Below are 26,272 nucleotides of genomic sequence, written 5' to 3' on the forward strand. Positions count from 1 at the left end.
CAACGCTGCCAATCTCCCCCCTTGCGGGGGAGATGTCCGGCAAGACAGAGGGGGGTGTGACGGATCACCGCCTCTCGGACGGAGGCTGGCATTGAGCAACCTCTTCCAACTCTTCGACCGCGCCTTCCAACCGCTAGCAACGGCAGTTTCCACCAAGCGCATTCCCGGCGGCGTGCTCGGCATCGTCGACAAAAACGGCCACCGCATCACCAGAGCAATCGGCTCGGCGCAACTCGTGCCGAAGCCCCGCCCCATGCGGGACAACACCTGGTTCGACCTGGCATCGCTAACTAAGGTTATCTTCACCACGCCACGCATCCTGGCGCTGGCCGAAGATGGCGCCATCGACCTCGATGCGCCGCTGGTCTCTGTCCTGCCGGACCTGCGCCAGTATGATGCCGAAGCCTGGGAGCGGAAGGTGACGTTCCGGCAGTGCCTCGGCCACCAGACGCCCTTTCCGGCGGTCGAGCCGATCTACACGTATGGGCGCGACCCCGAACTGCTGCGCGCCTTCATCCTGCAGCGCGAATGGCGGGCCCGCGACCCCGTCTATTCCGACATCAACTTCATCCTGCTCGGCTTTGTGCTGGAGCGGCTGTCGGGGAAAACGATCCGGAACATGGATCCCGGCCCCGGATTCGCCTGGTCCGCCGAACCGGATGCTGCCGCCGCGACCGAGGACTGCACCTGGCGCCATCGCGTGCTGTCCGGCGAGGTCCACGACGACAATTGCTCGGCGCTGCAAGGCGCGGGTCACGCCGGCCTGTTCGGAACAGCCGCTTCGGTGCTGGATTTCGCGCAAGGGCTGCTGACCGGCGCCTCCGAACGTTCGATCGCGCTGATGCGCACGCTCCTGTCGGCCACCCGCACCCATGGCTGGGAGCGCCCGTATGAAGGCTGGTCCGGCGGGACCTTGTGCAGTCCGGGCACTATCGGCCACACCGGCTTCACCGGCACGGGACTGTGGATCGACTTCGACGGAGGCAAGGCTTGGACCTTGCTCACCAACCGGATCCATCCGACACGTCATTTCGACAGTGGAATCGGTTCGCTTAGGCAGGCGGTCGGCGATCTCGTCAATGGAGCTCAATAATGGAACCAATCTGGGCCGTCGGCCTGATGACCGGCACCGTGCTGGACGGCAACATCGATGTCGCGCTGATCAAGACCGATGGCGAACGGATCGACGATTTCGGCACCTATCGGCTGATGCCCTATCCCCCGTCGATCCGCTCCCTGCTGGAGGAGACGCTGAAGGAGGCGCGGGCCTGGAACTTCACCGGGCCGGAGCCGGCGATCTTTCGCAAGGCGGAGGAAGCGCTGACGCGAGCCCAGTCGGCGGCGGTCAAGGAGTTGGTCGAAAGCTATGGCATGACGATGGCCGACATCGGCGTCGTCGGCTTTCACGGCCAGACGGTGCTGCATCGTGCGCCGCAGGCCGGACGGCTTGGCCAGACCCGGCAGCTCGGCGATGGCGAACTGATGCACGCCCTGTTGGGCACCAAGGTCGCCTACGATTTCCGTTCGGCCGACATGCGCGCCGGTGGGCAAGGCGCGCCTTTGGCCGCTGTCTATCACACGGCGCTGATGCGCAGCGCCGGCGCCAATGGCGAGGTGGCGGTGCTCAATCTGGGCGGCGTCGCCAACATCACCTGGTGGGACGGCGCCGACAATGTCGTTGCTTTCGATACCGGCCCCGCCAATGCGCCGCTCAACGATTTCATCAAATCGAAGGGTCTGGGCGAAATGGACCGCGACGGCGCGCTTGGCCGGGCGGGCAAGGTCGACGAGGCCCGGCTCGCCAAGCTATTGCAGCACCCCTATCTGAGCAAAGCCTATCCCAAATCGCTGGACCGATTCGACTTCGGTGCCGCGATGGCGGACGGTTTGAACGCCGAAGACGGTGCTGCCCTGCTCACCGCCTTCACTGCTGCTGCCGTCGGCAAGGCGCTCGACCTTTTGCCACGGCGGCCTAGAAAGCTGGTGGTCAGCGGCGGCGGGCGCCACAACCCGACGATGATGGCAATGCTCGCCAGCCGCGCCGGCGTCGAGGTGGTGCAGGCCGAAACTCTGGGCTGGAGCGGGGACGCGGTCGAGGCGGAGTGCTTCGCCTTCCTCGCGGTTCGCGTGCTGCGCGGCCTGCCGATCAGCTTCCCCAGCACGACCGGCGCACCGCAGCCGATGCGCGGCGGAAAACTGGCTGGTTGATCAAGCCGGCGATAGTTTCTTCTGGAGAAAAATACGGCTGCGGCCGACCGGGAAATCGGCCAGCGTGCCGAAGGGCTGATAACCCTGGCGCTGATAGACCTTGGCGGCGTTTGGATTGAAGGTATCGATCCAGGCATTGTTGCAGCCGCGCGCAACAGCTTCCTGTTCGGCCGCGTCCAACATAGTGCCGGCCACGTGCTGGCCGCGCAGCCTCTCATCGACCCACAGCCATTGCACGTAGAGCCAGCCCCAGGCGGTGTAGCCCGAAATGCCGGCAACGACCGCACCGGCCTCGTCGCGCACGAACACGGCCAGGGCCTTCCTTTCGGAAGCACCGACATCGCCATCGTTGAACGCCGTCAGACGCTCGCCGAGAAAGGTGAGTTCTTCCGGCAGGGGATTTGCCGTCGTCTCAAATGTCGTCTTCATATCGATCCCCGAACAGGGTGCGCGTCCTGATCGCCGCCATTGCGAAATTCGGACGCGGCGATGCCGTAGCGCTTGAGCTTGTCGTAGAAGGTCTTGCGCGGCACGCCGAGCGCATCGATGGCGCTGCGCACATCGCCGCCATGGTCGCGCAGCGCATCGCGGATGAGTTCTGCTTCGTAGAGGCCGACCCGTTCGGGCAGCGTCGCCTCTGGTTCCGGTACTCGGGTGGGTACCACCTTCATCTCGTCGTCCGGGCCGAGGCCGAGCGCGACGCGATCGGCAAAATGCGCGAGCTCGCGCACATTGCCCGGCCAGGCATGCGACTGGAGATGGTCGCTGACCGCGGCGTTCACCTTGGCGACGGGCCGGCCGAACCGCTCCGAGGCCTTGCCGAGGAAATGCCCGAACAGCATCGGGATGTCGCCGCGGCGCTCGCGCAGTGGCGGTATGCGCAACGTCACCACGTTGAGGCGAAAATACAGGTCCTCGCGAAAGTCGCCGCGCTGGTCCGGCCTGCCGAGATCGACCTTGGTCGCGGCGACGACCCTGAGGTCGACGCGGCGGGTCTCGTTCGAGCCAAGCGGTGTCACGCTGCGCGTTTCAAGCACGCGCAGCAGCTTGACCTGGAGGGCCGGCGGCATGGATTCGATCTCGTCGAGGAACAGCGTGCCGCCGCTGGAATGCTCGATGCGGCCGATGCGCCGCCGCTGCGCGCCGGTGAACGCGCCCGCTTCGTGACCGAACAGCTCGCTTTCTATGACGGTCTCAGGCAGCGCGCCGCAATTCAACGCCACGAAGGGTTTTGCCCGGCGCCGCCCCCATCTGTGCAGGAGGTCCGCGACCACTTCCTTGCCGGTTCCTGTCTCCCCTTCGACCAGCACGTCGACATCCATGTCGGCGATCTGGCGCAAGGTTTCGCGCAGCCTTCTGATAGCGGGCGCTTCGCCGATCAGCGGCAGACCGTCGGCAGCCTGCGCCGCTGCCTCGCGCAGCCGCCGGTTCTCCATCACCAGCCGCCGCTTCTCCGATGCCCGTTTCAGCGCCTCGACCAAGCGATCGCCAGCATAGGGCTTCGGGATGAAATCGTAGACGCCGTCCTTGAGTGCGGCCACCGCAAGATCGACATCGCCATGCCCGGTGACCAGGATCACAGGTATGTCCGGATCGATCGCCTTGATGCGGTCGAACAGCTGCAGGCCGTTCATGCCCGGCATGCGGATGTCGCTGACGACCACGCCCTCAAAATTCCCGTCGACGACATCAAGCGCGGCCCGGGCGGCGTCGAGCGCGACCACGGTGAAACCGGCAAGCTCGAGCAATTGCGTGGTGGCGTGAAGCAGGTCCGCATCGTCGTCGACGAGTGCCACCAGCCCTGATCGGTCCGTCATTCTATCCGCCTCAGGTCAATGGTGAAGGATGCGCCGCTGGCGCTGCCGGGGGCGCTGGTGCTGCCGGGATCGAGCCGCAGCGTGCCGCCGAGTTCCTGGGCGATCTCCTGCGAAATCACCAGCCCGAGGCCAAGCCCCTTCTCCTTGGTGGTCTGGAACGGCATGAACAGATTGCCGGCGGCCTCCGCCCCGAGGCCGGGGCCATTGTCGCGCACCGAAATCAGCACCCGATCGTCGCGCTCGGCGAGTTCGATCTCGATGCGGGGATCAGGCTGGTCCTTCATGGCGTCGAGCGCATTCTGCAACAGATTGACCAGGATCTGCTCCAGCCGGATGCGGCTCGCCATGACGACCGGCGACGCGTTGCCACGCGGCTTGACGATGGTCACGCCAGAATCGCGGATGCGGCCGGACAGCAGCGACAGCGCGCCGTCGATCGCTTCGCGCACCGGCAGCGGCGATGCGGCGACGCCTGGCCGGCGGGCGAAGGTGCGTAAGGTACTGGTGATTGCGCCGATACGTTCGGTCATCGAGACGATCGACGTCAGATTGCCGCTGGCCGGTTCGGTCTTGCCGCTGTCTAGAAAGCGGCCGGCGTTCTCTGCATAGGTGCGGATCGCGGCGACCGGCTGGTTGATTTCGTGCGCCACGCCCGCCGCGATCTGTCCAAGTATCGACAGCCGGTTGGCCTGGGCGAGGTCGTCACGCAGCCGGCGGACCTTGGCTTCGGCGTTCTCGCGCTCGGCGATTTCGCCGGCAAGGGCGGCGTTGGAGCGCGTCAGCTCGGCCGTCCGCATGCTGACCCGGCTCTCCAGTTCGACATTCATCCGCGCCAGCGCTTCCTGCCTCAGCCGGTGGGCGCGCCGGCGCCGGGTCAGCACAAAGGTTAGCAAGCCCATCAGCAGCAAGCCGAGCAGCGTGGTGAGGCGCGCCGTGTTGGCGGCGGCGGAGAGAGCAGCATCGGCGGGCGTCAGCAGCCAGAGACGCCAACCGGGGACAGCACCCGGCAGGTCCTGCACCACCTCGACGAACTGGCGCTGCTTGCCGGCACTGTCGATCGTCGCCAGGCCGTCACCAGCGCCGCGTCGGATCGGCAGGGGCTCGAAGCCGGCATCGGCCAGTTGGAGCTGCTCGTGGGCAGCGGCGGTGTCCTGCGCGGAGAGTGGTGCGAGGGCACGAAACCGCCAGTCGGGCTGACTGGTAGCCAGCACCACGCCACGTTCATCGGTGACGAAGACGAGAAAGCCGCTGGAGCGCCAATTGGCTTCGACGCTGTCTAGCTCGACCTTCAACACCGCCACGCCAAGCGGCTTGGCGCCATCGTCGACCCGGCTGGCCAGGTAAAGGCCTGGCTTGCCGCTGATCGTGCCGAGGCCATATTGGCTGGCGGCACCCTGCGCCATGGCCTCCTGAAAATAGTGCCGAAAATTGTAGTCAATGCCGACAAAGCTGGTCGGCTCGCCGGCATTGCTGGCTGATATGGCGATGCCTGCCGTGTCGATGACATAAATGGCGGACGCCGAGGCATCGCCGGCAATCGCCTTGAGCTTGTCGTCTAGGGCCTTTTCTTGCATTTTTCCGGCTCGGCGCAGAGCGCCGCGTACAGCGTCGTCACGTGCCAGCACCAAGGGAACCAGGCGCTGCTTTTCGATTTCGCCGGTCAGCGTCCCCGCCGCCAGCGGCAGGGCCGCAAGTGCTGTTTCGCGTAGATTGTCTGCCGCTTGGCCGGAGGCAATGCGCCCGGCAATTGCGATCGCGCCAACCAGGAAGGCAAGGGCGACGACCACGACAAGCCAGCGGCCATCGCGCAGCCGGGCCGCCACCTCGCGCAGCAATTGACGGCCGGCAAATCCAGGGGATTCGCTATCGGTGCCTGCTTGCGACGTCTGCCCTCTCCTATTCCCTTCCCGGCTTTGCAGCCAGTGTAATGCGAAAATCCGCCCAGGCAAACGCCGCCTGTGCGGAAATCCGCACAGGCATCGCCCGCATGACCTCGCACAAAGGCGGAAATGCCAGGATTCCGGCCTTTCCGCGAACTGGCACGACGCTTGCGAAAGTCCTTGCAGCGGCGTGCGACCGGAGCGCCGCGATGGGAGAAGTCACGCAGGGCGGTGCATTTCCGCCCTATCCGGCCAGGGAGAGTTCGATGCACATCGCAGATCATTCAGCCGCGGCTTCCGCGCAGCGCAAGCCTTTCTATGCCCAACTTTACGTGCAGGTGCTCGTCGCGATCACCGTCGGCATCCTGCTCGGCCATTTCTATCCGTCGGTCGGCGAAAGCATGAAGCCGCTCGGCGACGCCTTCATCAAGCTGGTCAAGATGATCATCGCCCCGGTCATCTTCCTGACCGTGACGACCGGAATTGCCGGCATGAGCGACCTGCAGAAGGTCGGGCGTGTCGCCGGCAAGGCGATGCTCTACTTCCTCACCTTCTCGACGCTGGCGCTGATCATCGGCCTTGTCGTGGCCAATGTCGTGCAGCCGGGCGCCGGCTTCAACATCGACCCGGCGACGCTCGATGCCTCGACTGTCAACACCTATGCCGCAAAGGCGCACGATCAGTCGGTCACCGGCTTCCTGATGAACATCATCCCGACGACGATCGTCGGTGCCTTCGCCGACGGCGACATCCTGCAGGTGCTGTTCTTCTCGGTGCTGTTCGGCATTGCGCTGGCGCTGGTCGGCGACAAGGGCACGCCCGTCCTCAATTTCCTGCAGGCGCTGACGACGCCGATCTTCAAGCTGGTCAGCGTGCTGATGAAGGCAGCCCCTATCGGCGCTTTTGGCGCCATGGCGTTCACCATCGGCAAATACGGCATCGGCGCGGTCATCAACCTCGCCATGCTGGTCGGCACTTTCTACGTGACGTCGTTCCTGTTCGTCTTTGTCGTGCTGGGTGCGGTCTGCCGCTACAACGGATTCTCCATCCTGTCCCTGATCCGCTACATCAAGGAAGAGTTGTTGCTGGTGCTGGGCACCTCGTCGTCGGAGGCAGCCCTGCCCTCGCTGATGGAGAAGATGGAGAAGGCCGGCGCCAAGCGCTCGGTGGTCGGACTGGTCATTCCGACCGGCTATTCCTTCAACCTCGACGGCACCAACATCTACATGACGCTGGCTGCGCTGTTCATCGCGCAGGCAACCAACATCCACCTGTCGATGGGCGACCAGATCCTGCTGCTGCTGGTTGCGATGCTCTCGTCCAAGGGTGCCGCCGGCATCACCGGGGCAGGCTTCATCACCCTCGCCGCCACGCTTTCGGTGGTTCCGGCGGTGCCGGTCGCCGGCATGGCGCTGATCCTTGGCGTCGACCGTTTCATGTCGGAGTGCCGGGCTCTAACCAACTTCGTCGGCAATGCCGTCGCCACGCTGGTGGTGGCGCGCTGGGAAGGCGAACTCGACGAGGCCAAGCTGGCGAGAGCCCTGGCGGGCACCGCGGATGACAGCCTGCCGGCGGATGTCGTTCCCGCCGAGTAATAGTCCGTCCGGTCTCACACCAACAACGGCCGGAGGCGTGCTGCCTCCGGCGGTTGTCGTTCAGGTCGCAACGTCAATTTTCCGCAGGCCCGACGGGCCGACGAAGGCGACTTGCGCACACCGCGCAGCTTGAGCTCAGCCATTGAAGTCCCTCTTCTGGTCCGGATAGGTGCTCGGGCCGACAGGCATGCGAGCCGCCAAGGTGACCACGTCATCGAACAGGACAAGGCTGGCGGCGCCGACGAGACCGGCGTGGCGGCCGAGTTGGGCCTGAACGACCGGCACGTCGCGATAGGCGCGCATGGCCCGCTGCCTGATGGTCGCCTCGATGGTCGGCAGCATCAGGTCGAGCCCATTGGCAATGCCGCCGCCGACGACCAGCACATCGGGCGAATAGAGATGCAAGAGGTTGGTGAAGCCGACGCCCAACCAGCGGGCTTCCTCGTCCAGCAAGGCCGAGGCAAGACTGTCCCGCAGCCGTGCCGCCTCGACGACATGGCGGCCGGTCACCTCCGCGTCCCCTGAGAGGCGCCGCAAAGTCGAGCCGTCGTCGGCAGCCGTGGCGGCGGTGGCGCGGCGGCCGAGTGCGGTTCCCGAAGCGATAGCCTCGAAACAGCCGACGACGCCGCACACGCAGCGTTCGCCTTCATTGGTGATGGTCATATGGCCGATCTCGGCGGCAAGGCCGCGGCGGCCATGCAGGATGCGCCCGTCGACGACGACACCGCCGCCAATGCCCGTGGAAACCGTGACGAAGACCAGCGAGCGAGCGCCATGACCGGCGCCGAAGCGCCATTCGCCGAGTGCAGCCGCGTTGGCGTCGTTTTCCAGCCGCACCGGCAGGCCAAGCCGCCGTTCGAGGATATCGGCAAGCGGCACGTCCAGCCAGCCGGCAAGTGTCGGCGGGCCGACGGCAATGCCGGCCAGTGGATCGAGCGGCCCCGGCGCGCCAACGCCGACACCGACGATGGCGAGCGTCGGCGCCTCGGCATGGACGGTTGCCGCCAGCGCCTCGATCTGGCCGATCACCACATCGGGACCAGCCTGCGCCTGCGTCGGCACCGCCGCGAATGCCAGGATATTGCCTTCGCGGTCGACCAGGGCGGCGCGAAGCTCCGTCCCACCGAGATCGATCGCAAGGGCGGCTTGTATCGTCATGCCGCTACCTTCAAGCCGTGGAGCCAGCCGATGCGACCGGCGAGGTCCTTGTCGCCAAAGGCGAGCGAACCGAGGACCACGGTTTCGGCGCCGGCGGCACGCAGCAATGGCACCGTCTCGTGGCGGATGCCGCCATCGGCCGCCAGAACCACGTCTGCCTCGCGGCCGGCCTGCTTGAGGATGGTGCGGGCGTCGCCCAGCCTGTCGCAGGCCTTGTCCGAGAGGCTATGCCCCTTGACGCCGATTGCCGTCCCGAGGAGCGTGACGAAGGCAACCTCGGAGACGAAAGGCGTCACCGTCTCGACCGGCGTCTCCAGCCTGAGCACGACGCCCGCTTCGGCGCCGAGTTCGCGAGCCAGCCGGACGGCGCGCAACCCCGCCTCGCCATTCTCGGCATGGACGCTGATCATGTCGGCGCCGGCCTCGATGAACTGGCGCGTCTGCGCCTCGACGATTGCTTCGTCGACCATCAGATGGACATGGATGGGCTTGGCCGTCAGCCTGGCGATGCGGGCGACGAGATCAGGAAAGAACAGGAAGGACGGGGCAAAATGCCCATCGGCCACATCGATGTGATGAAGGTCGACATAGGGCTCGATGCGTTTCAGGTCGCTCTCGAAATTGGCGAGGTCGGCTGACCACAGCGAGAATTCAGCGATCATGCGATCGCGTGGCAATGCGGCGATAGCGGCTGGGCCTGAGGCTGGTTTCGAAATCATGACTGGTCCTGGTTGTTGAAACGAGCATCGAGAAAGCCCGCGATAGCAGCGCGGATCTCGGCGAAATGGCGATCTTTGTCGGTGCCTTTCGGGGCCACCTCGGTGAAGACTGCATTGGGGATGACGTTGGCGAGGCCGCGGGCGGTCGCCAGTGGATGGACGAGATCGGCACCGCTGCCGATGACGAGCGTCGGGATTGCGAGGCCGGTGGCCGCCACCCGCGTGACGCCGGGCCCATCCGCAGCGATCGCCTGCATCACCTCGGCGAAGACAGCCGCATTCTCACGTCCGAAGAAGCCAAGCAACGAGGCGAGATTATCCGGTGCTTCCGTGCGAAGCCGGACTGCCGTCGCCGAGGCAGCGAAGGCATCGCGCGCTTCATCAAGCGAACCGTTGCGGATGAATTCCGCCACTTCCACGTAAGGGCGCATGTTTTGCGGCGCTGCTTCGAAAGCCCAGGCCGGGCGCAAAAGCACCAAACCCAGGACACGGTCCGGATACCGGACGGCAAGCTGCAAGGCGATGGCCGCGCCCATCGAAATGCCGCCGGCAACGAAGTGCTTGATGCCAGCCGCATCGGCGGCAGCCAGCACATCGTCGGCAAACATGTCGATCGAAAAGGGGCGACCGCTGCCGGCGCCGGAGCCGCCCTGCGCGCGGCATTCCACGGTCAGCCGGCGGTAGGAAGGACTGTCGGGAAAGTTCAGCGCCACCTGCGCGGCATCGCCGCCAAGGCCATGCTGGAAGACTACGGGAAGCCCGGCTTGCCGCGTGTCGAAAACACGAAGTGCCGCATCGTCGCGAAGCAGGATTGCCGGTGCTGCGCCCATCAGAGCAGTCCTCGCAGGAAGGCAGCGACACCGGGAGCTTCCTCGGCGGACAGGCCGTGGGTGACGAGCGATCCCTCGAAGCCGACTGCCTTGAGCCGCGCGACGAAGTCGGGGAAGTCGACGATGCCTTGCCCAGACGTGGCAAAGCGGCCGTCACCGTGGCGATCCTTGGCGTGCGCCATGGCGATGTGGCCGGCTGCCTCGTCGATCGCTGCGGCAACGATGGAGCGCGCCTCGTCGGGCGTCGCGTGTTCGAACAGGTTCGCCGGATCGAGCACGATCTTCAGGTGCTTCGATCCCATCTCGGCAATCAGCCTGATCGCGTCGTTCGCCGAGGTGACGATGTTGGCCTGTTCGGGCTCGATGCCGAGATCGACGCCGGCCTCTTCGGCCAGCGCCAACGCCTTCGACATCTCGGTGGCCATGTCGAACCAGGAGGCAGGCGTGGCATTGTCATGATGATACGCCCATTGATCGGCGGTGTTGCGCGAGCCGGTGCAGAGCGTGACCAGCGGGATGTCCAGGGCAGCAGCAGCCTCGATGACGACGGCCAAGCGCCTGAGACCATCGTCGCGGACGCCCTTGTCGGGATGCGCCATGTTGTAGGTGCCCGACAATGCTACGAGTGAAACATGGGTCGACCGCGCGGCGGCGCGGATCGCCGCAATGGCATCCGCCGGCACGACATCCGGCATCGAAGGCAGGCCGGCGCAGGCGAGGTTGAACTGCGTCGTCTCGTAGCCAGCCTGCTTAACCGCCGCGAGCACCGCGGCCGGCTCGGCACCGGGAAAGGTCTTGGCGAAAATGCCGAGACGCATCAAACCGCTCCCGAAACCGAGGCGAGCTCAACGCGTTCACCTGATGCTACCGAGCGTGCGATGGCAATCATGGCGCGGATCGACGCAACGCCGTCCTCGACATTGGCGCCGCGCATCGGCGTGCCTTCCAGCACGGTTTGGGCAAGACCTTCCAGCTGGCGGCGGAAGAAATGGCCGTCGGCGCCGAGCGGCTTGTGGGCCGTGGCGGTCTTCTCATGAAAGATCTCGACTTCGCTGGCGCGGAAATACCAGGGGTTGAATGTCCTGGCGATGACGGAGCCGTTCTCGCCATAAAGCTGAAAACCTTCGTGCCAGTCCATGCGTACGGCGACGGTGAGGTCGAGATGGCCGAGCGCGCCGCTGGCGAACTCGGTCTCCACGAACCAGCAATAGGCACCGAAGCGTTCGTTGAGGCGGGCGCGCACGGCGATGATATCGCCGCACAGGAAGCGCGCCGTGTCGACGAGATGCGAGCCATGCGCCAGCATGAAATACTGCCGCAGATCGGCCTTAGGATTGCCCGCCGGCTTCATCGCCAGCTTGCTGGTGACAGGCAGCGGCTGCACGGCATCGGTGTTGGTGTAGCGATGGGTGGAATCGCAATACCAGGCCTTTAGCGCCAGCACCTCGCCGATCTCGTCGCGGACGAAGTCGCGCGCTGCTTCCAGCGCCGGGTCGAACCGCTTCATGTGCCCGACCTGCAGCACCTTGCCCGAACGCCTAACCGCTTCGGCGAGCGCCTCGCCTTCCTCGACCGAAGTTCCGATCGGCTTTTCGCACAGAACATGCTTGCCGGCATCGAGCGCCTTGATCGACGTCGGCACGTGATAGGCGTCCGACGTGGCGACGATCACTGCTTCCAGTTCGGGATCGGCGAGCATCGCGTCATAGTCGCCATACATCTTCCGCGGTTCGTAGATGGCGCCCATGCGGGCAAGCAGGTCTGGGGCCGCGTCGCAGATGGCGTAGAGGTCGGCATTGCCGGCCTTCACGCAGGACTCCAGATGCGCGAACTGCGCGATGGGGCCGCAGCCGAGCACGCCGACCCTGAGGCGTCTGTCCTGTTTCTTGATCATCGTCTCGTTCTTCAGGCGCCGTAGGAGCGCATTGTCTGGCGGTTGGTCTTGACCGCGCCGGCGGGATCGGCGGCGGCCGTCTCGGATTCCTCCTCCAGCACCACCCAGCCGTTGAAGCGTGGCGCAGTGCCGGCGATCTCGATGACCGCAGGGGTGTCGCAGACGCCCTTGCCGAGCATGGCCCAGGTGCCGCTGGCATCTATGTCCTTCAAGTGGATGTAGCGGATGCGGTCGCGATAGGTGCGCAGCGTGTCGGACATGTCCTTGTGGCCGCGCAGGATATGGCCGGTATCCGGCACCCAGCCGACCAGATCGGGGTCGAGCAAGGCAAAGATCGTGTCGTAGTCGGCGCGGCCGAACAGCAGCGTGTTGTGGTGCGAGCTTGGATGCACCGCGACATCCACACCGGCCTTGCGGCCGATCTCGGCGGCCTTGTTGTAAACCTCCGCGGCGATGGCGAACTTGTCGTCGCGCGGCCCTTCGGACATCACGGTCGCCGAGCCCATCGAGACCAGCGCGCCGGGAAACGCAGCCGCGAAGTCTATCCAGCGTTTGGCGGTCTCAAGATCGGCGCTGATCTTCTCCTTCAGCGTGAAACCGCTGTTCGAGCCGAAGGCGAAGGAGACCAGCATCAGCCCGGACGCCTTCAGCGCAGCGGCGAACTCCGACGGCTTGCCGGCATAATGACCGATCATGGTGTCGGTGATTTCGATGCCGGCGTAGCCGCCATCGGTGATCGCCTTGAGCAGATCGTCGGGGCCGCCAGTCCAGCCCTTGCCAAGCATTTCCCAGGTGAAGGTCTGGCAGCCGACTTTGAGGTCTTTCACGTTCATCCTTTCATTCCTTGATACCGCCTATTCTTGATGCGCCCTGCGTCAGCCGCTCGATGAGGTGGCGCGGGAAGAGCAGCACGAGCACGATCGGCGTAAATCATCGATTGCGATAGGCGGGGGCCTGCTCCTTCGGTTCTCCCTGGGGTGGACATCCTACTTGACCGAGCCCGCGGTCATGCCGGCGAGGAAGTACCTCTGGGCAACGAGGTAGATGAGCAAGAGCGGTAGCGAGCCGAGCACGCTCATCGCCATCATCTGGTTCCATTCGAAGGCGTGCTGCCCCATCAACAGCTGGATGCCGATCGGGACGGTGCGCATGGACGTTGACTTCGTCAGCGTCAGCGCAAAGAGAAATTCGTTCCAGCACAACAGGAAGGTGTAGACCGCGGTCGCCACGATACCAGGCAAAGAAATCGGGACGATCACCCGCCAAAGCGCTGTCCAACTGGTGCCGCCATCGACAGCCACGGCTTCATCGAGATCGCGGGGCAAGGTGTTCAGATATCCCGTCATCAGCAGGATCGCGTACGGCAGTGTAAACACCAGGTAGGTCAGGATCAGTGCGACGTAGGTATCGAAGATACCGTATGAGACGACAAGCCCGAAGAAGGGGATCAAAAGTGTGATCGGCGGAATCGTCTGCGTGCTGATGATGAGTGTGTTCAGGCTGCCCTTGCCGCGGAAGTTGAAGCGGCTGAAGCCGTAGGCCGCCATCAAGGCGATCAGCACCGTCAGCACGGTCACCGCTCCCGCCACGAAATAGCTGTTGAAGAAGAAGCGCAGCTTTACCGGGTCGCCAAGGATGGCTGCATACGCTTCCAGCGTGAAGGCCTTTGGCAGGATTGTTGGTGGCAGGGCAAAGATCTCGGTATTCGATTTGAACGAACTGCTCAGCATCCAGTAGATCGGGAATGCCGCGAAAAAGAGCCCCGCAGCAAGCGCTACATGGAGCGCGACGGTGATCAGCCTGTCTTTCGGCGTATGCCTTTTCCTCATGGTGACTACCGAGCCTTTTGATAGCGAATATAGAACAGCGTCAGCCCGAGAGAGATCAACAAGATGACTACAGCGCTCGCCGAAGCCTGCGACAGGTTGTAGCTCGAAAACGCCAGCTTGTACGTGTAGGTGCTGAGGACCTCGGTCGAGTAGATCGGGCCACCGCCCGTCGTTATCCAGATTAACGGGAAGACCTGCATGGTCCAGATGAAGTCGAGTAGCGAGATGCTGATGATGATCGGCATCAGCATCGGAATGGTGATGAAGATCAGCTTCTGGTAGGCTTTTGCCCCGTCGATATCGGCGGCCTCGTAGAAATCCTTGGGAATGCCCTGCAAACCCGCGAGCAGGCTGACCATGAAGAGCGGATAGCCCGCCCAGATATTGGCGAAGGTGACGGCGTGCAGCGCGGTCTCAGGCGAGGAAAACCATTCGACCTTGGAACCGATGATGCCGATTTGCATGAGAATGCTATTCACGACACCGTTCGGCTCAAGCAGGAGGCGCCAGATCACGGCGATAATCACCGCGGTGAACAGCCAGGGCAGTATGTAGAGCACGCGCAGAATATTGCGCAGCATCGGATTGATGCGGTCGCTGTTCAGCATGAGCGCGAAGATCATGCCGATTGTCATGTGGAAGACGACGCTCATGCATGTGAAGTAGAGCGTGTGCCACAGCGAAGCCCAGAACACGGGGTCGTCGAAGATCGCCTGGTAGTGCTTCAGTCCGGCAAAGGATGGGTCACGACGCAGCACCGCGCTGTTCTGGAACGAGTAGGCAATCACCGTCACCATCGGCAGCAGCATCAGAAGCCCGATTATGAGCAGTGAGGGCGACAGATAGAGGTAGGGTGCGACCGCTCGTTTCAGCTTATGGTGGGAGCGCTTTTGCCGGGTCATGTGCCAACCTTGGGATACGCCTTCAAAAGAAGGTAAGCTTCGGAAACAGGTCCATCTCAAATTGCCGATCCGTTGTTGCCGGGTGGCCTGCCCGAAGTCAGGCCACCCGGTCGAAGATAGCAAACGGGAACAGGCCGATCAGAATTTCGCCATCCAGCCCTTCTGAGCGGTGGCTGCGGCTTGTTCCGGAGACTGCTCACCAGCGAGCATCTTTTGAGCCTGCACGTCGAACTGGGTCATCAGGTCTTCAGCCACCGGCAGGCCCGTGAACTCGTTGGCGAGATAACCGGTCTTGAAGATTTCAAAAGCCTTGCCGAAAGCCTTGTCCGAGGTCACGAAATCCGGCTTGGCGTTGACGTTACCCGGGAAGGCGTTCGCAAGCGACACGAGCTTGGCGTTCACCTTTTCACTCATCAGATATTGGACGAGTTTCCAGGCCTCTTCCTGATGTTTCGAGGCAGCAGAGATGCCGATGCCCCAGGAGGCATAGGGAAGGCCGCGCTTGCCGGTATAGTTTTCCACGACCGGGACCGGGATGAGGTCGAAGTTCAGCTTGGGATTGCGCTTGCGGATGAGGTTCACATGCGCGAGCGAGTCGATCATCATCCCGGCGCGGTCGTTGACGAATTCCTCGACCTTTTCCTGCTCGGTCTTGGTGGCGATGCCGGGCGAGATGGTGCCGGCGTCGTTGAGTGATTTGACGAAGGTGAGCATATCGACCACCGGTTTGCCCTCAAGGTCTGGCTTGCCGTTCGCCATCATCGACTGACCCGAAGCCCAAACCCACGACATCATGTCGTTCTGGACGCCGGATGGCGTTTGCAGCGACAGCGGCAGCACCCAGCCATACTGGTTCTTATCGGCGTGCGTCATCTTCTTGGCGGCTTCGAGAAACTCCGCACGGGTCGACGGCAGCTTGGTCACACCTGCCTGGGCGGCGAGGTCCAAATTCACGAAGACCGGATAGACGAAGGAAGCCACGGGAAACATCACCGCCTTGCCGTCCACCTTGATGATGTCCGCGACCTGGCTCTTGTCGAAACCGCTCGCATCCATCATCGGATTCATGTCGGCGAGTGCGTTCTGCGCATTCAGATTGTTCACCCAGGCACCGTCGAGCCCGACGACGTCGCTGAGCGTTCCGGTTGCAGCACCAACCGAGATCTGGTCTCGCGTGGTCGCGTAGGGGCCGCTGACCAGCGTCACATTGATTCCGGGGTTTGCGGCCTCGAAGTCATCCATGATTGCCCTGAGCGAGCCAGCCGGCAATTCTGGTTCCCACCATTGGGTGAATTCCAGCGTCGTATCCGCCATGGCGCCGGTTGCGCCAAGCAACCATGCGGCCGCGGCTATTTTCAGCATCGCGGGTCTTATACGAAACGTCATTTTCTCCTCCTTCTTTAGGATCGACCGCACAATGCGGCCGATCGTCTGGTTATTCAGAAGTCTCCTTATGCAGGCGCCTCCCCTCGCCCGCGGGTCTTGTCGCGGATATTCAGATCGCCAGGTGCGTCTCGGGATCGAAGAAATGGAGCTTGGCGTCATCCAGGGCCAACCTGATCTCCGAGCCGGAGCGGACTGTGCTGGCTGGTTCGAATTTCGCCACCGCATTCGACGCCAGGCCGAAATCTTGCACCGCGTCAGGGTCGCCGGAGTCCACCCGGACCGCGTCGATGTTGAGATGGACGATATGTTCGGATCCGAGTTCTTCGATCGAGGTCACCTTTGCCGGTATCGTCTGATACTTGCGGCCGGATTCGAGGCTGCTGTCATAGAGATCCTCCGGTCGTATCCCGAACACGACCTTGCGCCCCGCATACGACCTCAAGCCCGGCCTGCGCACGAAGGCTGCATCCTGCAGCCGGATGGCCAAGGCGCCGGACATCATTTCGTCGCCCGTCAGGGTCGCCTCGAAAAGGTTCATCGAAGGAGACCCGATGAAGCCGGCAACGAAGGCGTTCACCGGCGATTCATAGAGCCTCTTGGGTGTGTCGACCTGCTGCAGCACGCCGCCTTTCAACACCGCGACCCGGTCGCCCATCGTCATGGCTTCGGTTTGGTCGTGGGTCACATATATGGTCGTTACGCCGAGCTGCTTTTGCAGACTGGTGATTTCGGCGCGCATTTGAACGCGCAGTTTCGCGTCCAGATTGGAAAGGGGTTCGTCCATGAGAAAAGCTGCCGGCTCGCGCACCATGGCGCGGCCCATGGCAACCCTTTGACGCTGTCCGCCTGAAAGGTTCGCAGGTTTGCTGTCCAGCAGAGACGTCAGTTGAAGGGTCTTGGCGATCTCGTCCACGCGCTTTTTGCGCTCGGCCTTCGGCTTGCCTGCCAGCCGCATCGAAAAGCCGATGTTTTCGAACACCGTCATATGCGGGTAGAGGGCGTAGCTCTGGAAGACCATCGCGATGTCGCGGTCCTTGGGTGGCATGTCGACGACGTCGACTCCGCCGATCCGAAGGCTGCCGCTGGTGACGTCCTCCAATCCCGCGATCATCCGCAACGCGGTGGATTTGCCACAGCCGGACGGCCCGACGAGAATCAAAAACTCGCCGTCCTCAACCGACAGGTTCAATTGGTCGATTGCGTGAAAATTGTTCCCGTATGTCTTGCAGATATTTTCAAGAACGACTTCTGCCATATTCCTCCTCCACAAGTCTAAGCCACTGATTTTTATGATTATGCTCGGCTTATGTTCACCTGCGAAATATTTCCTCGGATAGTTCGGGCTATGTTCCGGTATCGAGCCGCGCATCTTTCAGTTCGACTGCCGACGGCGCGTTCGTCGATGCCAGGAGTTCCGTGACCTGGTCGTGGGTCGGAAGCGCCTCGCGCCCGCCCCGCCCCGTTATCGATAGGGCCGCCGCCGCGGCCGCGAATGCGACCCGGCCCGCGGTGTCGCCCCCGCGTGTCAATGCAAGGGCATAGGCGCCATGAAAGCAGTCACCGGCGCCGGTCGAGTCGACGACGGCAACCCGGTGCGGAGGCAGGTGCCAGAGCCCTGTCTCGTCGCGCCCGCGATAGAAAACGCCCCTGCCGCCATCCGTCAGAACCACGGCGGACCGCGACGGCAACCACAATGCATCGAGTATCTCGGCCGGTGACCGGCGGCCCGTGGCGGTCCGCGCAAAGCCGAGTGGAAGTATGAGATGGTCGCAGAGCCCGATCAGCCTCTCGGTGGCTGGGCCGCGGCTCCATTCGACATCTCCGAGGATCGCGAGGCCGAGATCGCGAGCCCGAGCCACGACATCCAACGACCCGATCCCGTAACTGTCGACGATCAGGACGGTCGCGCGGCTGAGGACCTCGTCCGGAAAGTCCGGCGCGGTGCCCAGCGTCGCGTCGTCGTCATACGCGATGAACCGCTCCCCATCCGAACCGACGGTGATCCGCGAGCGTACCGGGCGCGCGTGCGGGTGGCGCGGCGCGAACGCGGTCTCAACGCCGCTCGCAACGAGATCGCATAACACGGCGTCGTCGGCGGCACTGCCCAGCCATCCGACGAACCCGGCGGTTCCGCCGAGCCGCGCGACGGCGGCAAGTGCCGTCGCCACATTTCCCCCGAAAGCTCGGGCACTTTGCACAACCTTCCCCTTGCCCGCCGACAACGGCTGATCGACATAGACGATGTCGTCGATCGCAATAGCTCCGAAGCCGAGGATTGAAGGGACGGTGGGCATCGTTCAGGCACCCGCCTTCGCCAAGGCGTCTTGCGTCGAAAGGCCGTCATGGATGACGCCCCGAAAGGCAATCGCTGCCTTTTCCGGATCGCCATGCCCCCAGAGATTGCGGCCCACCACGGCACCGCGCGCGCCGGCACGGATGGCGTCCGCCGTCTGCTGAAGAGCGCCGAGCAGCGTATCGGTCTTCGGACCACCGGCGATCACGACCGGCACCGGGCAGGTCCGAACGGTCTCTCGAAACGACTCGAAATCGCCCGTGTAACCGATCTTGATCACGTCGACGCCGGACTCGTAGCCGATGCGTGCCGCATAGGCGATCTCGTCGGGGGTGAAGACGATTTTTGCCCCGTCGGTGAAATCGCGAGGGTAGATATGCGCCACCACCGGCATGCCGTAACGGGCCGCCGCATTCACCGAATCGGTCAGCCAGCGTATGTATTTGCCCTCGGTCGCGCCGCGCACCGGAATGGCCACGGCCAACGCATCGGCGCCAGCGCGCACCGCATCCTCGGGCGTTGCAATCAGTTCACTGATGCGATCGTCTGGGGTGAAGCAGCCTGCCTGGATCACCAGGGAAGCCTTGCCCGCGTATTGCGGCCACAGATGGCGCGCGGTGCCGGGCTGGATGCTGACGTAGTCGGGTTTGCCCACCATGACGCGTGCAAGCGCGCCTGGCAGGTCGGCAAGACCTCCTTTGCGCACGTCGCCATAGCCGACAAAGTGGTCGACCGCGCCGCCAAAAAGATTCCCAGATGGATGTGAGAAGAGGCGTGCCAGGCGCACCTTGGTTCCGAGGCTCATGAGTCCAAAACTCTCCAATCGATTGATTTCAAAATCCTGGATCAGTGTTTGCGAAAGAAAGGATAAATGCAATCTTTCGAAAGCTTTCGAATTCGCGTATTTTTGGTAGAGTGAACCGAGGCCAGGGCGATCGCTTGGCGCATGGAGGCAAGGACAGGCAATGTTGTCGGAGCAGAGACGCCAATCGATCCTGGGTGAAGTGCAACGCAGCGGACAGGTTCGCATCAAGGACCTGTCAGACGATTTTGGCGTGTCGGAAGTCACGGTGCGTTCCGACCTCGAGATACTGGACCGCAAGGGACTGCTGACCAAGACCCGTGGAGGCGCTGTGACCCGGACCACAGATTCGACCACGGCCGCGTTCGCCCGGCGGATGCAAACGAACCTCGATGCAAAGAAACGCATCGCCCGGGCAGCGATAGACCTGTTCGAGGACAACCAATCGGTCATCTTCGACGGCGGCTCGACATTGATGCAGGTTGCCATGCTGTTACCGCCGCTCAGCAATGTCGTGGTAGCGGCCACGGCGATGAATATCGTGCAGCATCTGATGCATCGGCCCGGGCTCGACGTTCACATGATCGGTGGCCGGGTCTATCCAGACACGGTGAGCACGCTGATCACCGATCCCGACACGGCTCTCGGCGGCTTGGTAGCGCATCAGGTCTTTGTTGGAGCGCATGCGATTGACTCGTCACTGGATGTGGTCGACGTGAACGAAGACATGGCGCGAACGAAGCGAAACCTCGTGCGCATGGCCCGGCGCGTTGTCCTCCTTGCGGATTCGAGCAAATGGGGCGTCAGCGGGACCTCCAAGGCATTTTCGCTGTCGAGCGTCGATGTTGTGATCACCGACGATGGCCTGTCCGGCCCGATACGCAGCCAGCTTGATAGGACCGGGGCCAAGGTGATCTATGCCTGACCCCGTCGCGGTCCTTAGCCGCGACGGAAATATCCAAATGCGCACATGACCCACAGGCTTAGTATCGGCGGTCGGCCGTTCCTTTCATGTCTGTCATCTTCTCCTCCTAGGGCTGGCAGCCTCCCGATATCGAGCCAGCGTTTTCGTATGTTGTATAAAAGTTTTACGCGCGTCAATATTTGAAATGCTGTATAGCCCGATCCTAGGCGATCACGTTACCGGTTAGGCGGGGCCGGCAGACAATGACCGCATTGGGAGGTACGATCGGAAATGCACGGAAAATCAACGACGAAACTCGGGATCGGCGTCATCGGATGCGGCAATATCTCGATGACCTATCTGCGCAATGCCGCTCTCTTCGGCGGGATCGAATTGCGCGCCTGCGCCGATATCTCGGCTGACATAGCGGCGATGCGAGCGAAGGAATATGGCATCCAGGCGCTCGGTGTCGATGCGCTGCTGGCCGACCCCGAGATCGATCTTGTCCTCAACCTGACCATTCCGGCGGCGCACTTCGAAATTTCACTTGCCGCGCTTTCGGCCGGTAAGCACGTCTTCACCGAAAAGCCGCTCGCCACCTCGGCCGCCGATGGACAGCGTCTGGTCAACGAGGCGAGATCGCGCGGCCTGCTGCTCGGCTCGGCGCCCGACACCTTCCTGGGTGCCGCCGGACGCCGCGCCCGCCGGCTGATGGACGAGGGTGCCATCGGCCGCCCTGTCACCGGCACCGCCTTCATGATGGGCCGCGGCATGGAGCACTGGCATCCAAACCCGCAATTCTACTACCAGCCCGGCGGTGGTCCGGTGTTCGACATGGGCCCCTACTATCTGACCATGCTGGTCAATCTGCTCGGCCCGGTCGAGCGCGTCATGGCGATGGCGACGCGCGGCCAGGAGGAACGGCTGATATCAGCCGAAGGGCCGTTCAAGAACACCACATTCAAGGTCGGCACGCCGACCAACGTTTTGTCGCTGCTCGAATTCCGCTCCGGCGCGACCGTCACCTTCGGCGCCTCGTGGGATGTCTTTCGCCACTCCAACCATCCGATCGAGCTGCACGGCACGGAAGGCTCGCTGCGCCTGCCCGACCCCGACACGTTCGGCGGCACCGTGTCGCTGTCCGAACGCGGCACTGAGTGGAAGGATTTCGCCAGCGAAGGCGAACTCTATGGCGCCCGCAACTGGCCCTATGCCGCGCCCGACCGCGCCAACTACCGCATGCTCGGCGTCGCCGATCTGCTGCGTTCGCTTCGAACCGGCAACACGCCGCGCGCCTCCGGCAGCCTTGCGCTGCATGTGCTTGAGATCATGGAGGCGATCCTGCGTTCCGGCGAAACACAGGACTCGATCGCCATCGCGGGCGATGTCGTCCAGCCGGCCCTGTTGACCGAAGAGGAAGCAAGCAGTCTGCTGGCCTGAGGATATGACGATGATGCTCGACCCGGATGCGCTGCGCGTCCTCGAAATCAGCCGCGCAGCCGGCGGCGAACAGTTCAAGACCGGCAGCGTGGCGGCGGCGCGCGCCGCCTACAATGCTTCGTTCCCGACGCTGCAGGGCGAGCACGAGGCGGTAGCAACGACTTTGGAACAGCAGATCGAGGGGCCGAACAGCCCGATTACCGTGCGCATCCATCGCGGCATCGGCGCACTACCCAACGGGGCACCGGCGCTGCTCTATCTGCATGGCGGCGGCTGGGTGATCGGCAATCTGGATTCGCATGACGAGATCTGCCGCTGGCTGGCCAACCTCGGCAACGCCGTCATTGTCTGTCCCGACTATCGCCTGGCGCCGGAACACAAATTCCCCGCCGGGCTGGAAGATGGGCTGGCAACGCTGCGCTTCATGGCGGAGAATGCCGCCGGCCTCGGCATCGATAAGGCGCGCATCGGCGTGGCCGGCGATAGTGCCGGCGGCAATCTCGCCGCCGTGCTGGCGCTGCTCGCCCGCGATGGATTGGCGCCGCCCGTTGCGGCGCAGATCCTGATCTATCCCAACACCGACGCCCGCCAGGTGGCAGACAGCTATCGGCGCTTCGGCGACGGCTTCGGTCTTACCGCAAGCACCATGGCCTGGTTCCGCGACCACTATGTGCGAACGCCCGACGACATGCTGGATTGGCGCGTCTCGCCCCTGCTGGCCCCTGACCTCACCGGCGTCGCGCCGGCTTTCGTGGCGCTTGCCGGCTACGACATCCTGGCCGACGAAGGGACAGCCTATGCCGCGCGCCTGCAAAGCGAAGGCGTGCCACTAATTCTGCGGCAATGGCCGGGCCAGATCCACGGCTTCGTCTCGATGGGACGCCATATACCTGGGGCCCGACAAGCGGTAGCCGAGGCGGTGGCGGCCTGGCGCCAGTTCGAGAGGAATTCGCCGACGACCAACGCTCAGGCCGACTGACGCATCACCAGCGTCGCGCCGAGCTTGACCGTGCGCGCCAGGCCCTGCTTTGGCGGATCGGCCTCGTCCAGCAGAGCCAGCAGGATCTCGACGCTGCGCCCGGCCATGGCGGTGAAATCCTGCGCCATGGTGGTCAGCGCCGGACAGGTGTAGCGGCTCAGCGGATGATCGTCATGCGCAGCAAGGCGCAGATCGCAGTCGGGCCTGCGGCCGACCTTCAGGCCGCGCGAGTACGCGGCAGCCATCACGCCAAAGGCGAGACGATCATTGGCGCACAGGATGGTACGGCCGGGCAAGGTGCCGGTCTCCAGCATTCTTTCCATCTGCTCGTAGCCAATGCGTTCGAAGTCCCAGGTGTAGTCGCGCGCAGCCTCGATGACGACCGGCTTGAAGCCGGCGGTTTCCATCGCGACGATATAGCTTTGCTGGCGTTCGCCGGAGTTGTGGTTGACATGCGGAATGTCGAGATAGGCCGGCGGCTCACCGGAACGGCAGAGATAATCGACGATGGTCGACACGCTCTGCCGGTTGTCATTGCCGACGAACGGCGTATCGCCCTCGATATAGGTGTCGAAATAGACGATCGGAATGTCCTGTCCGAGCTTGTCGAAAACGCCGTGGTCGGAGGCCAGCCCCAGCGGGGCGATGATCGCGCCCGCCACCTTCAGTGACAGCAGCGTCCTGACCGACTCCGCCTCCAGCTTCGGCGAGCCATGCGAAGAGATGACGATCGGCCAGTAGCCTTCGTCGCGGCAGCGAAATTCGATGCGGCTGACCATCTCGGCGTAGAACGGATCGGTGATCGTCGGCACGATGATGCCGATGTTTCGTGTGCGCTTGCGGTTGAGGTTGCGCGCGAAAAGGTTCGGCTGATAATCCGAGGAGCGCAGTGCGGCTTCGATACGCGCCCGCGTCGCCGGCTTGACGCTTGCCGGGTCGTCGAAATATTTGGACAAAGTCGGTCGGGACACGCCGCATGCCTGGGCGAAGTCATCCATCGTGCGGTGAGTCTTCTCCGCCATCGATAATCCTGATCTCCTTACCGTCATTGCCGACCGGACGAGCCGCTACCACATGCGTCCGTTGACCGGAAGCAGCAATGCTTGACCGAACTTATTCAGTCAAGTTTTCACACTTCTCAATACAAAGCAGAAATATTGCGCGCGTTAATTATTTATGGACGCTTTAAAACCGGAGACAAAGGGTTCGGGATGGAAAGTGTGGCATGGGGCAGCGCGACGGACTGACCGCCGGCTACGGCGCTGATCGGCCACGGCATCGGCCCTGCTTGCCAAATGCCGCCACGCCGCCCATACACAGCCCACCCGAGATTGTGGTCCGCCTCACTTTCAATTTTGCCAGGGATACTGTCCATGTCTGCGACGCCTCGGTCAAAGCCTTGACGGGTCACTCCACACCATCGCTCGCCAGCCTGGGCTGGACGGATTTCTTCGGCGACCAGTTCGAGCCCGGCGAAGCCAATCTCGTCCCGACGCGCATCGCCACGGTCCATCGCGACCGCCTGACCGGCCTGTCGCAGGCAGGGCCAGTCGATCTGACACTGCCGGCGCAGGCGAACACCGGCGATTATGCCGTCGGCGACTGGGTGCTCGTCGACGCGCATGACCAGCTTGTGCAACGCCGCCTGACCCGCAAGACGGTGCTCGAGCGCCGCACCCAGGGCGGCAGGGTGCCACAGCTTGCCGCAGCCAATGTCGACACGCTGTTCATCGTCACCTCGTGCAATGCCGACTTCAATCCCGCCCGGCTCGAGCGCTATCTGGCACTGGCCAACGAGGCCGGAACGACGCCTGTGATCCTGCTGACCAAGGCCGATACCGCTGAGGATGCCGAAGCGTATGAAAGGCAGGCTGCCGCGTTGCAGCGTGAACTGCCGGTCGTGATCCTGAATCCCCGCACCTCAGATGCGGCAACCGCCTTGGCTGTCTGGTGCGGTGTCGGCCAGACGGTGGCGTTGATCGGTTCCTCCGGCGTCGGCAAATCGACGCTGGTCAACACGCTTGCCGGACCGGCGCAGCAATCGCCGCAACAGACCGGGGGTATTCGCGAACATGATTCCAAGGGTCGCCACACCACCACGTCGCGATCGTTGCACGCCATCGCCGGCGGCGGCTGGGTGATCGACACGCCCGGCATGCGGACATTGCACGTCAGTGATGTCGCCTCCGGCATCGACATGCTGTTTGCTGAAATCACCGAACTCGCCCCACTCTGCAAGTTCCGCGACTGTACGCATGTGCATGAACCGGGCTGCGCGGTGCAGGCTGCCTTGAAATCCGGGACGCTCGATCCGGAGCGTCTTGCCCGCTGGCGCAAACTTTCCGACGAAAACCAGCACAACACGCCGGTTCAGAGCGGGCCGCGCGGGGCCAGGTCTCCCGGCGGTCGCGGAAAGAGGCGTTGAAGGGTGAGAACCGAGGATCAGAGCCGCGCCGTGCCGAAGAGCCGATCCCAAAATGCCGACGTGACACCGAAATTGGCCGATTCGTCGATGTGATGATGCACGGCGTGGCGGCGCTTGAGGGTGTAGAGATAGCTCGGATGGCTGGGATGCCAGTGATGAACCATGTGATGGATGCTGATGTACCAGAGGTACCCCAGCATCAGCCCGCAACTTACGGCACTTGCGGTTGCGAAACCTGAGACCATCCAGACAGGCACAAACGCGACCAGCGCATGCACACCGAGGCTGAGCCAGGTCGGAGTGCCCACAGAACTGCGCTCCTCGACATGGTGACGCTCGTGCAGGTCCTTGATGTAGGGAATGTGATGAAGCACGAACCTGTGCAGCATGTATTCGGTCAGCGTCCAGAGGAAGAGACAAGCGAGGACCGTGCCGATCCAGCCTGTCGCATTGTCTTCGCCGGCCTCGATCAGCCCTGCAACTGCTAGTGCGGCGATAACCAGCGGATAGACCACGAAGTCGCTGTAGTAGCCAACAAGACCGAGTTGCATCGTCACCTAGCCTTCGAGCCGCCAAATAAGCGATTTATCAGATTGCCGGACTCGTGGGTGAGGCGCAATGCAGATGCAACTGACATAGCGTCGCAATGCTGTGAAGCAAGGTTCGAACCAACGATCACGCACAGTCGATAGAATGCAGGTCTTCGTTGCCAACATCGCAAACGGACGCATCACAATGGCAAAACGCAGTGCTGGATTGCTGATCTATCGCCGTAGCGACGGCGATCTCAGGGTGTTGCTGGTTCATCCGGGCGGGCCGTTCTGGACGAAGAAGGACGACGGTGCGTGGTCGATACCGAAAGGCCTCGTCGGCGAGAACGAGGATGAGTTGGCGGCAGCGCGACGCGAAACCGAGGAAGAGATCGGCGTCAGGATCGACGGCTCCTTCACGCGCCTCGGCGACTACAGGCAACCGGGCGGAAAGATCGTCGTGGCCTGGTCTGTCGAACCGACCGTCGACATCGATGTGGCTGCCATCAAGAGCAACATCTTCACCATGGAATGGCCGCCAAAGTCAGGATTCCTGAAGGAATTCCCGGAAATCGACAGAGCGGGCTGGTTCACCTTGCCCGAGGCCGAGGCGAAGATCCTCAAGGGGCAGCACCCGATCCTGTTGGATTTTGCCAGGCAGCAAGGCGCCGGATGATCCGC

General features: G+C 63.3%; 25 protein-coding genes. 8 read left to right on the forward strand and 17 right to left on the reverse strand.

Annotated elements, in window-relative coordinates; all coding sequences use genetic code 11:
* The first annotated feature begins 91 nt into the window (after positions 1 to 91).
* Complete coding sequence (locus NKJ89_RS05415; protein WP_352600561.1) at positions 92 to 1,093, forward strand: serine hydrolase domain-containing protein; 1,002 nt, start codon at positions 92 to 94, stop codon at positions 1,091 to 1,093.
* A complete protein-coding gene (locus tag NKJ89_RS05420) occupies positions 1,093 to 2,208 on the forward strand; it encodes an anhydro-N-acetylmuramic acid kinase (RefSeq protein ID WP_352600563.1) in 1,116 nt (371 codons plus the stop codon). The genes NKJ89_RS05415 and NKJ89_RS05420 overlap by 1 nt, the downstream gene beginning before the upstream one ends.
* Here the strand turns inward: NKJ89_RS05420 and NKJ89_RS05425 are convergent, their stop codons facing one another.
* Genes NKJ89_RS05425 through NKJ89_RS05435 form a run of 3 tightly spaced genes read right to left on the reverse strand, consistent with a single transcriptional unit; the run spans position 2,209 to position 5,860 of the window.
* On the reverse strand, positions 2,209 to 2,637 hold the full coding sequence (locus NKJ89_RS05425) for a GNAT family N-acetyltransferase (protein WP_352600565.1): 429 nt from the start codon (positions 2,635 to 2,637) through the stop codon (positions 2,209 to 2,211).
* Entirely contained in the window at positions 2,634 to 4,025 is a 1,392-nt protein-coding gene (locus NKJ89_RS05430) for a sigma-54-dependent transcriptional regulator (RefSeq protein ID WP_352600567.1), read from the reverse strand. Before NKJ89_RS05430 ends, NKJ89_RS05425 begins: the two co-directional genes overlap by 4 nt.
* Positions 4,022 to 5,860, reverse strand: coding sequence for a sensor histidine kinase (locus tag NKJ89_RS05435; protein ID WP_352600569.1), 1,839 nt, complete (start codon positions 5,858 to 5,860; stop codon positions 4,022 to 4,024). Before NKJ89_RS05435 ends, NKJ89_RS05430 begins: the two co-directional genes overlap by 4 nt.
* A gap of 311 nt (positions 5,861 to 6,171) precedes the next feature.
* Between NKJ89_RS05435 and NKJ89_RS05440 the strand changes: the two genes are divergently transcribed.
* On the forward strand, positions 6,172 to 7,500 hold the full coding sequence (locus NKJ89_RS05440; protein WP_352600770.1) for a dicarboxylate/amino acid:cation symporter: 1,329 nt from the start codon (positions 6,172 to 6,174) through the stop codon (positions 7,498 to 7,500).
* A 135-nt stretch (positions 7,501 to 7,635) separates the two neighbouring features.
* On the opposite strand, the gene NKJ89_RS05445 is transcribed toward NKJ89_RS05440, so the two are convergent.
* The 12 genes from NKJ89_RS05445 to NKJ89_RS05500 form a co-directional block, all read right to left on the reverse strand.
* Positions 7,636 to 8,658, reverse strand: coding sequence for an ROK family protein (locus NKJ89_RS05445; protein WP_352600571.1), 1,023 nt, complete (start codon positions 8,656 to 8,658; stop codon positions 7,636 to 7,638).
* Positions 8,655 to 9,377 carry a ribulose-phosphate 3-epimerase gene (locus NKJ89_RS05450; protein WP_352600573.1) on the reverse strand — a complete coding sequence of 241 codons (723 nt, stop codon included), beginning with the start codon at positions 9,375 to 9,377 and terminating at the stop codon, positions 8,655 to 8,657. Before NKJ89_RS05450 ends, NKJ89_RS05445 begins: the two co-directional genes overlap by 4 nt.
* Entirely contained in the window at positions 9,374 to 10,207 is an 834-nt protein-coding gene (locus tag NKJ89_RS05455; protein ID WP_352600575.1) for an alpha/beta fold hydrolase, read from the reverse strand. Before NKJ89_RS05455 ends, NKJ89_RS05450 begins: the two co-directional genes overlap by 4 nt.
* Entirely contained in the window at positions 10,207 to 11,025 is an 819-nt protein-coding gene (locus tag NKJ89_RS05460; RefSeq protein ID WP_352600577.1) for a sugar phosphate isomerase/epimerase family protein, read from the reverse strand. Before NKJ89_RS05460 ends, NKJ89_RS05455 begins: the two co-directional genes overlap by 1 nt.
* The gene (locus NKJ89_RS05465) at positions 11,025 to 12,101 is read right to left on the reverse strand and encodes a Gfo/Idh/MocA family protein (RefSeq protein ID WP_352600579.1); all 1,077 of its coding nucleotides are present in this window, start codon (positions 12,099 to 12,101) and stop codon (positions 11,025 to 11,027) included. The genes NKJ89_RS05460 and NKJ89_RS05465 overlap by 1 nt, the downstream gene beginning before the upstream one ends.
* Positions 12,102 to 12,112: 11 nt before the next feature.
* Positions 12,113 to 12,934 carry a sugar phosphate isomerase/epimerase family protein gene (locus NKJ89_RS05470; protein WP_352600581.1) on the reverse strand — a complete coding sequence of 274 codons (822 nt, stop codon included), beginning with the start codon at positions 12,932 to 12,934 and terminating at the stop codon, positions 12,113 to 12,115.
* A gap of 153 nt (positions 12,935 to 13,087) precedes the next feature.
* Positions 13,088 to 13,930, reverse strand: a complete 843-nt coding sequence (locus tag NKJ89_RS05475) for a carbohydrate ABC transporter permease (RefSeq protein WP_023756671.1) — start codon at positions 13,928 to 13,930, stop codon at positions 13,088 to 13,090.
* A 5-nt stretch (positions 13,931 to 13,935) separates the two neighbouring features.
* A complete protein-coding gene (locus NKJ89_RS05480) occupies positions 13,936 to 14,832 on the reverse strand; it encodes a carbohydrate ABC transporter permease (protein WP_023756672.1) in 897 nt (298 codons plus the stop codon).
* 138 nt (positions 14,833 to 14,970) lie between these two features.
* Positions 14,971 to 16,218 carry an ABC transporter substrate-binding protein gene (locus tag NKJ89_RS05485; RefSeq protein WP_352600583.1) on the reverse strand — a complete coding sequence of 416 codons (1,248 nt, stop codon included), beginning with the start codon at positions 16,216 to 16,218 and terminating at the stop codon, positions 14,971 to 14,973.
* A 109-nt stretch (positions 16,219 to 16,327) separates the two neighbouring features.
* The gene (locus tag NKJ89_RS05490; RefSeq protein WP_352600772.1) at positions 16,328 to 17,473 is read right to left on the reverse strand and encodes an ABC transporter ATP-binding protein; all 1,146 of its coding nucleotides are present in this window, start codon (positions 17,471 to 17,473) and stop codon (positions 16,328 to 16,330) included.
* Positions 17,474 to 17,561: 88 nt separating this feature from the next.
* Positions 17,562 to 18,512, reverse strand: coding sequence for a PfkB family carbohydrate kinase (locus tag NKJ89_RS05495; RefSeq protein WP_352600585.1), 951 nt, complete (start codon positions 18,510 to 18,512; stop codon positions 17,562 to 17,564).
* A 3-nt stretch (positions 18,513 to 18,515) separates the two neighbouring features.
* The gene (locus tag NKJ89_RS05500; protein WP_352600587.1) at positions 18,516 to 19,316 is read right to left on the reverse strand and encodes a beta/alpha barrel domain-containing protein; all 801 of its coding nucleotides are present in this window, start codon (positions 19,314 to 19,316) and stop codon (positions 18,516 to 18,518) included.
* 160 nt (positions 19,317 to 19,476) lie between these two features.
* On the opposite strand from NKJ89_RS05500, the gene NKJ89_RS05505 reads away from it, so the two are divergent.
* From NKJ89_RS05505 to NKJ89_RS05515, 3 genes are all read left to right on the forward strand, one after another.
* Complete coding sequence (locus tag NKJ89_RS05505; protein WP_352600589.1) at positions 19,477 to 20,238, forward strand: DeoR/GlpR family DNA-binding transcription regulator; 762 nt, start codon at positions 19,477 to 19,479, stop codon at positions 20,236 to 20,238.
* 270 nt (positions 20,239 to 20,508) lie between these two features.
* Positions 20,509 to 21,657: a Gfo/Idh/MocA family protein gene (locus tag NKJ89_RS05510; protein ID WP_352600591.1), complete on the forward strand. Its 1,149-nt coding sequence runs from the start codon at positions 20,509 to 20,511 to the stop codon at positions 21,655 to 21,657.
* A 10-nt stretch (positions 21,658 to 21,667) separates the two neighbouring features.
* Entirely contained in the window at positions 21,668 to 22,636 is a 969-nt protein-coding gene (locus tag NKJ89_RS05515) for an alpha/beta hydrolase (RefSeq protein WP_352600593.1), read from the forward strand.
* Here NKJ89_RS05515 and NKJ89_RS05520 read toward each other — a convergent pair.
* Positions 22,624 to 23,658, reverse strand: a complete 1,035-nt coding sequence (locus tag NKJ89_RS05520) for a LacI family DNA-binding transcriptional regulator (protein ID WP_352600595.1) — start codon at positions 23,656 to 23,658, stop codon at positions 22,624 to 22,626. The genes NKJ89_RS05515 and NKJ89_RS05520 overlap by 13 nt on opposite strands.
* Before the next feature lie 203 nt (positions 23,659 to 23,861).
* On the opposite strand from NKJ89_RS05520, the gene rsgA reads away from it, so the two are divergent.
* Complete coding sequence (gene rsgA, locus NKJ89_RS05525) at positions 23,862 to 25,061, forward strand: ribosome small subunit-dependent GTPase A (RefSeq protein ID WP_352600597.1); 1,200 nt, start codon at positions 23,862 to 23,864, stop codon at positions 25,059 to 25,061.
* Between the two features lie 17 nt (positions 25,062 to 25,078).
* Here rsgA and NKJ89_RS05530 read toward each other — a convergent pair whose 3' ends face one another.
* The gene (locus tag NKJ89_RS05530; RefSeq protein WP_352600599.1) at positions 25,079 to 25,612 is read right to left on the reverse strand and encodes a sterol desaturase family protein; all 534 of its coding nucleotides are present in this window, start codon (positions 25,610 to 25,612) and stop codon (positions 25,079 to 25,081) included.
* 184 nt (positions 25,613 to 25,796) lie between these two features.
* Here NKJ89_RS05530 and NKJ89_RS05535 point away from each other — a divergent pair, with 184 nt between their 5' ends.
* Positions 25,797 to 26,267 (forward strand): NUDIX hydrolase, encoded by a 471-nt coding sequence (locus NKJ89_RS05535; RefSeq protein ID WP_352600601.1) that lies wholly within the window; start codon positions 25,797 to 25,799, stop codon positions 26,265 to 26,267.
* Positions 26,268 to 26,272: the final 5 nt, after the last annotated feature.

Source organism: Mesorhizobium sp. M0047 (assembly GCF_040323315.1).
Lineage (GTDB): Bacteria > Pseudomonadota > Alphaproteobacteria > Rhizobiales > Rhizobiaceae > Mesorhizobium.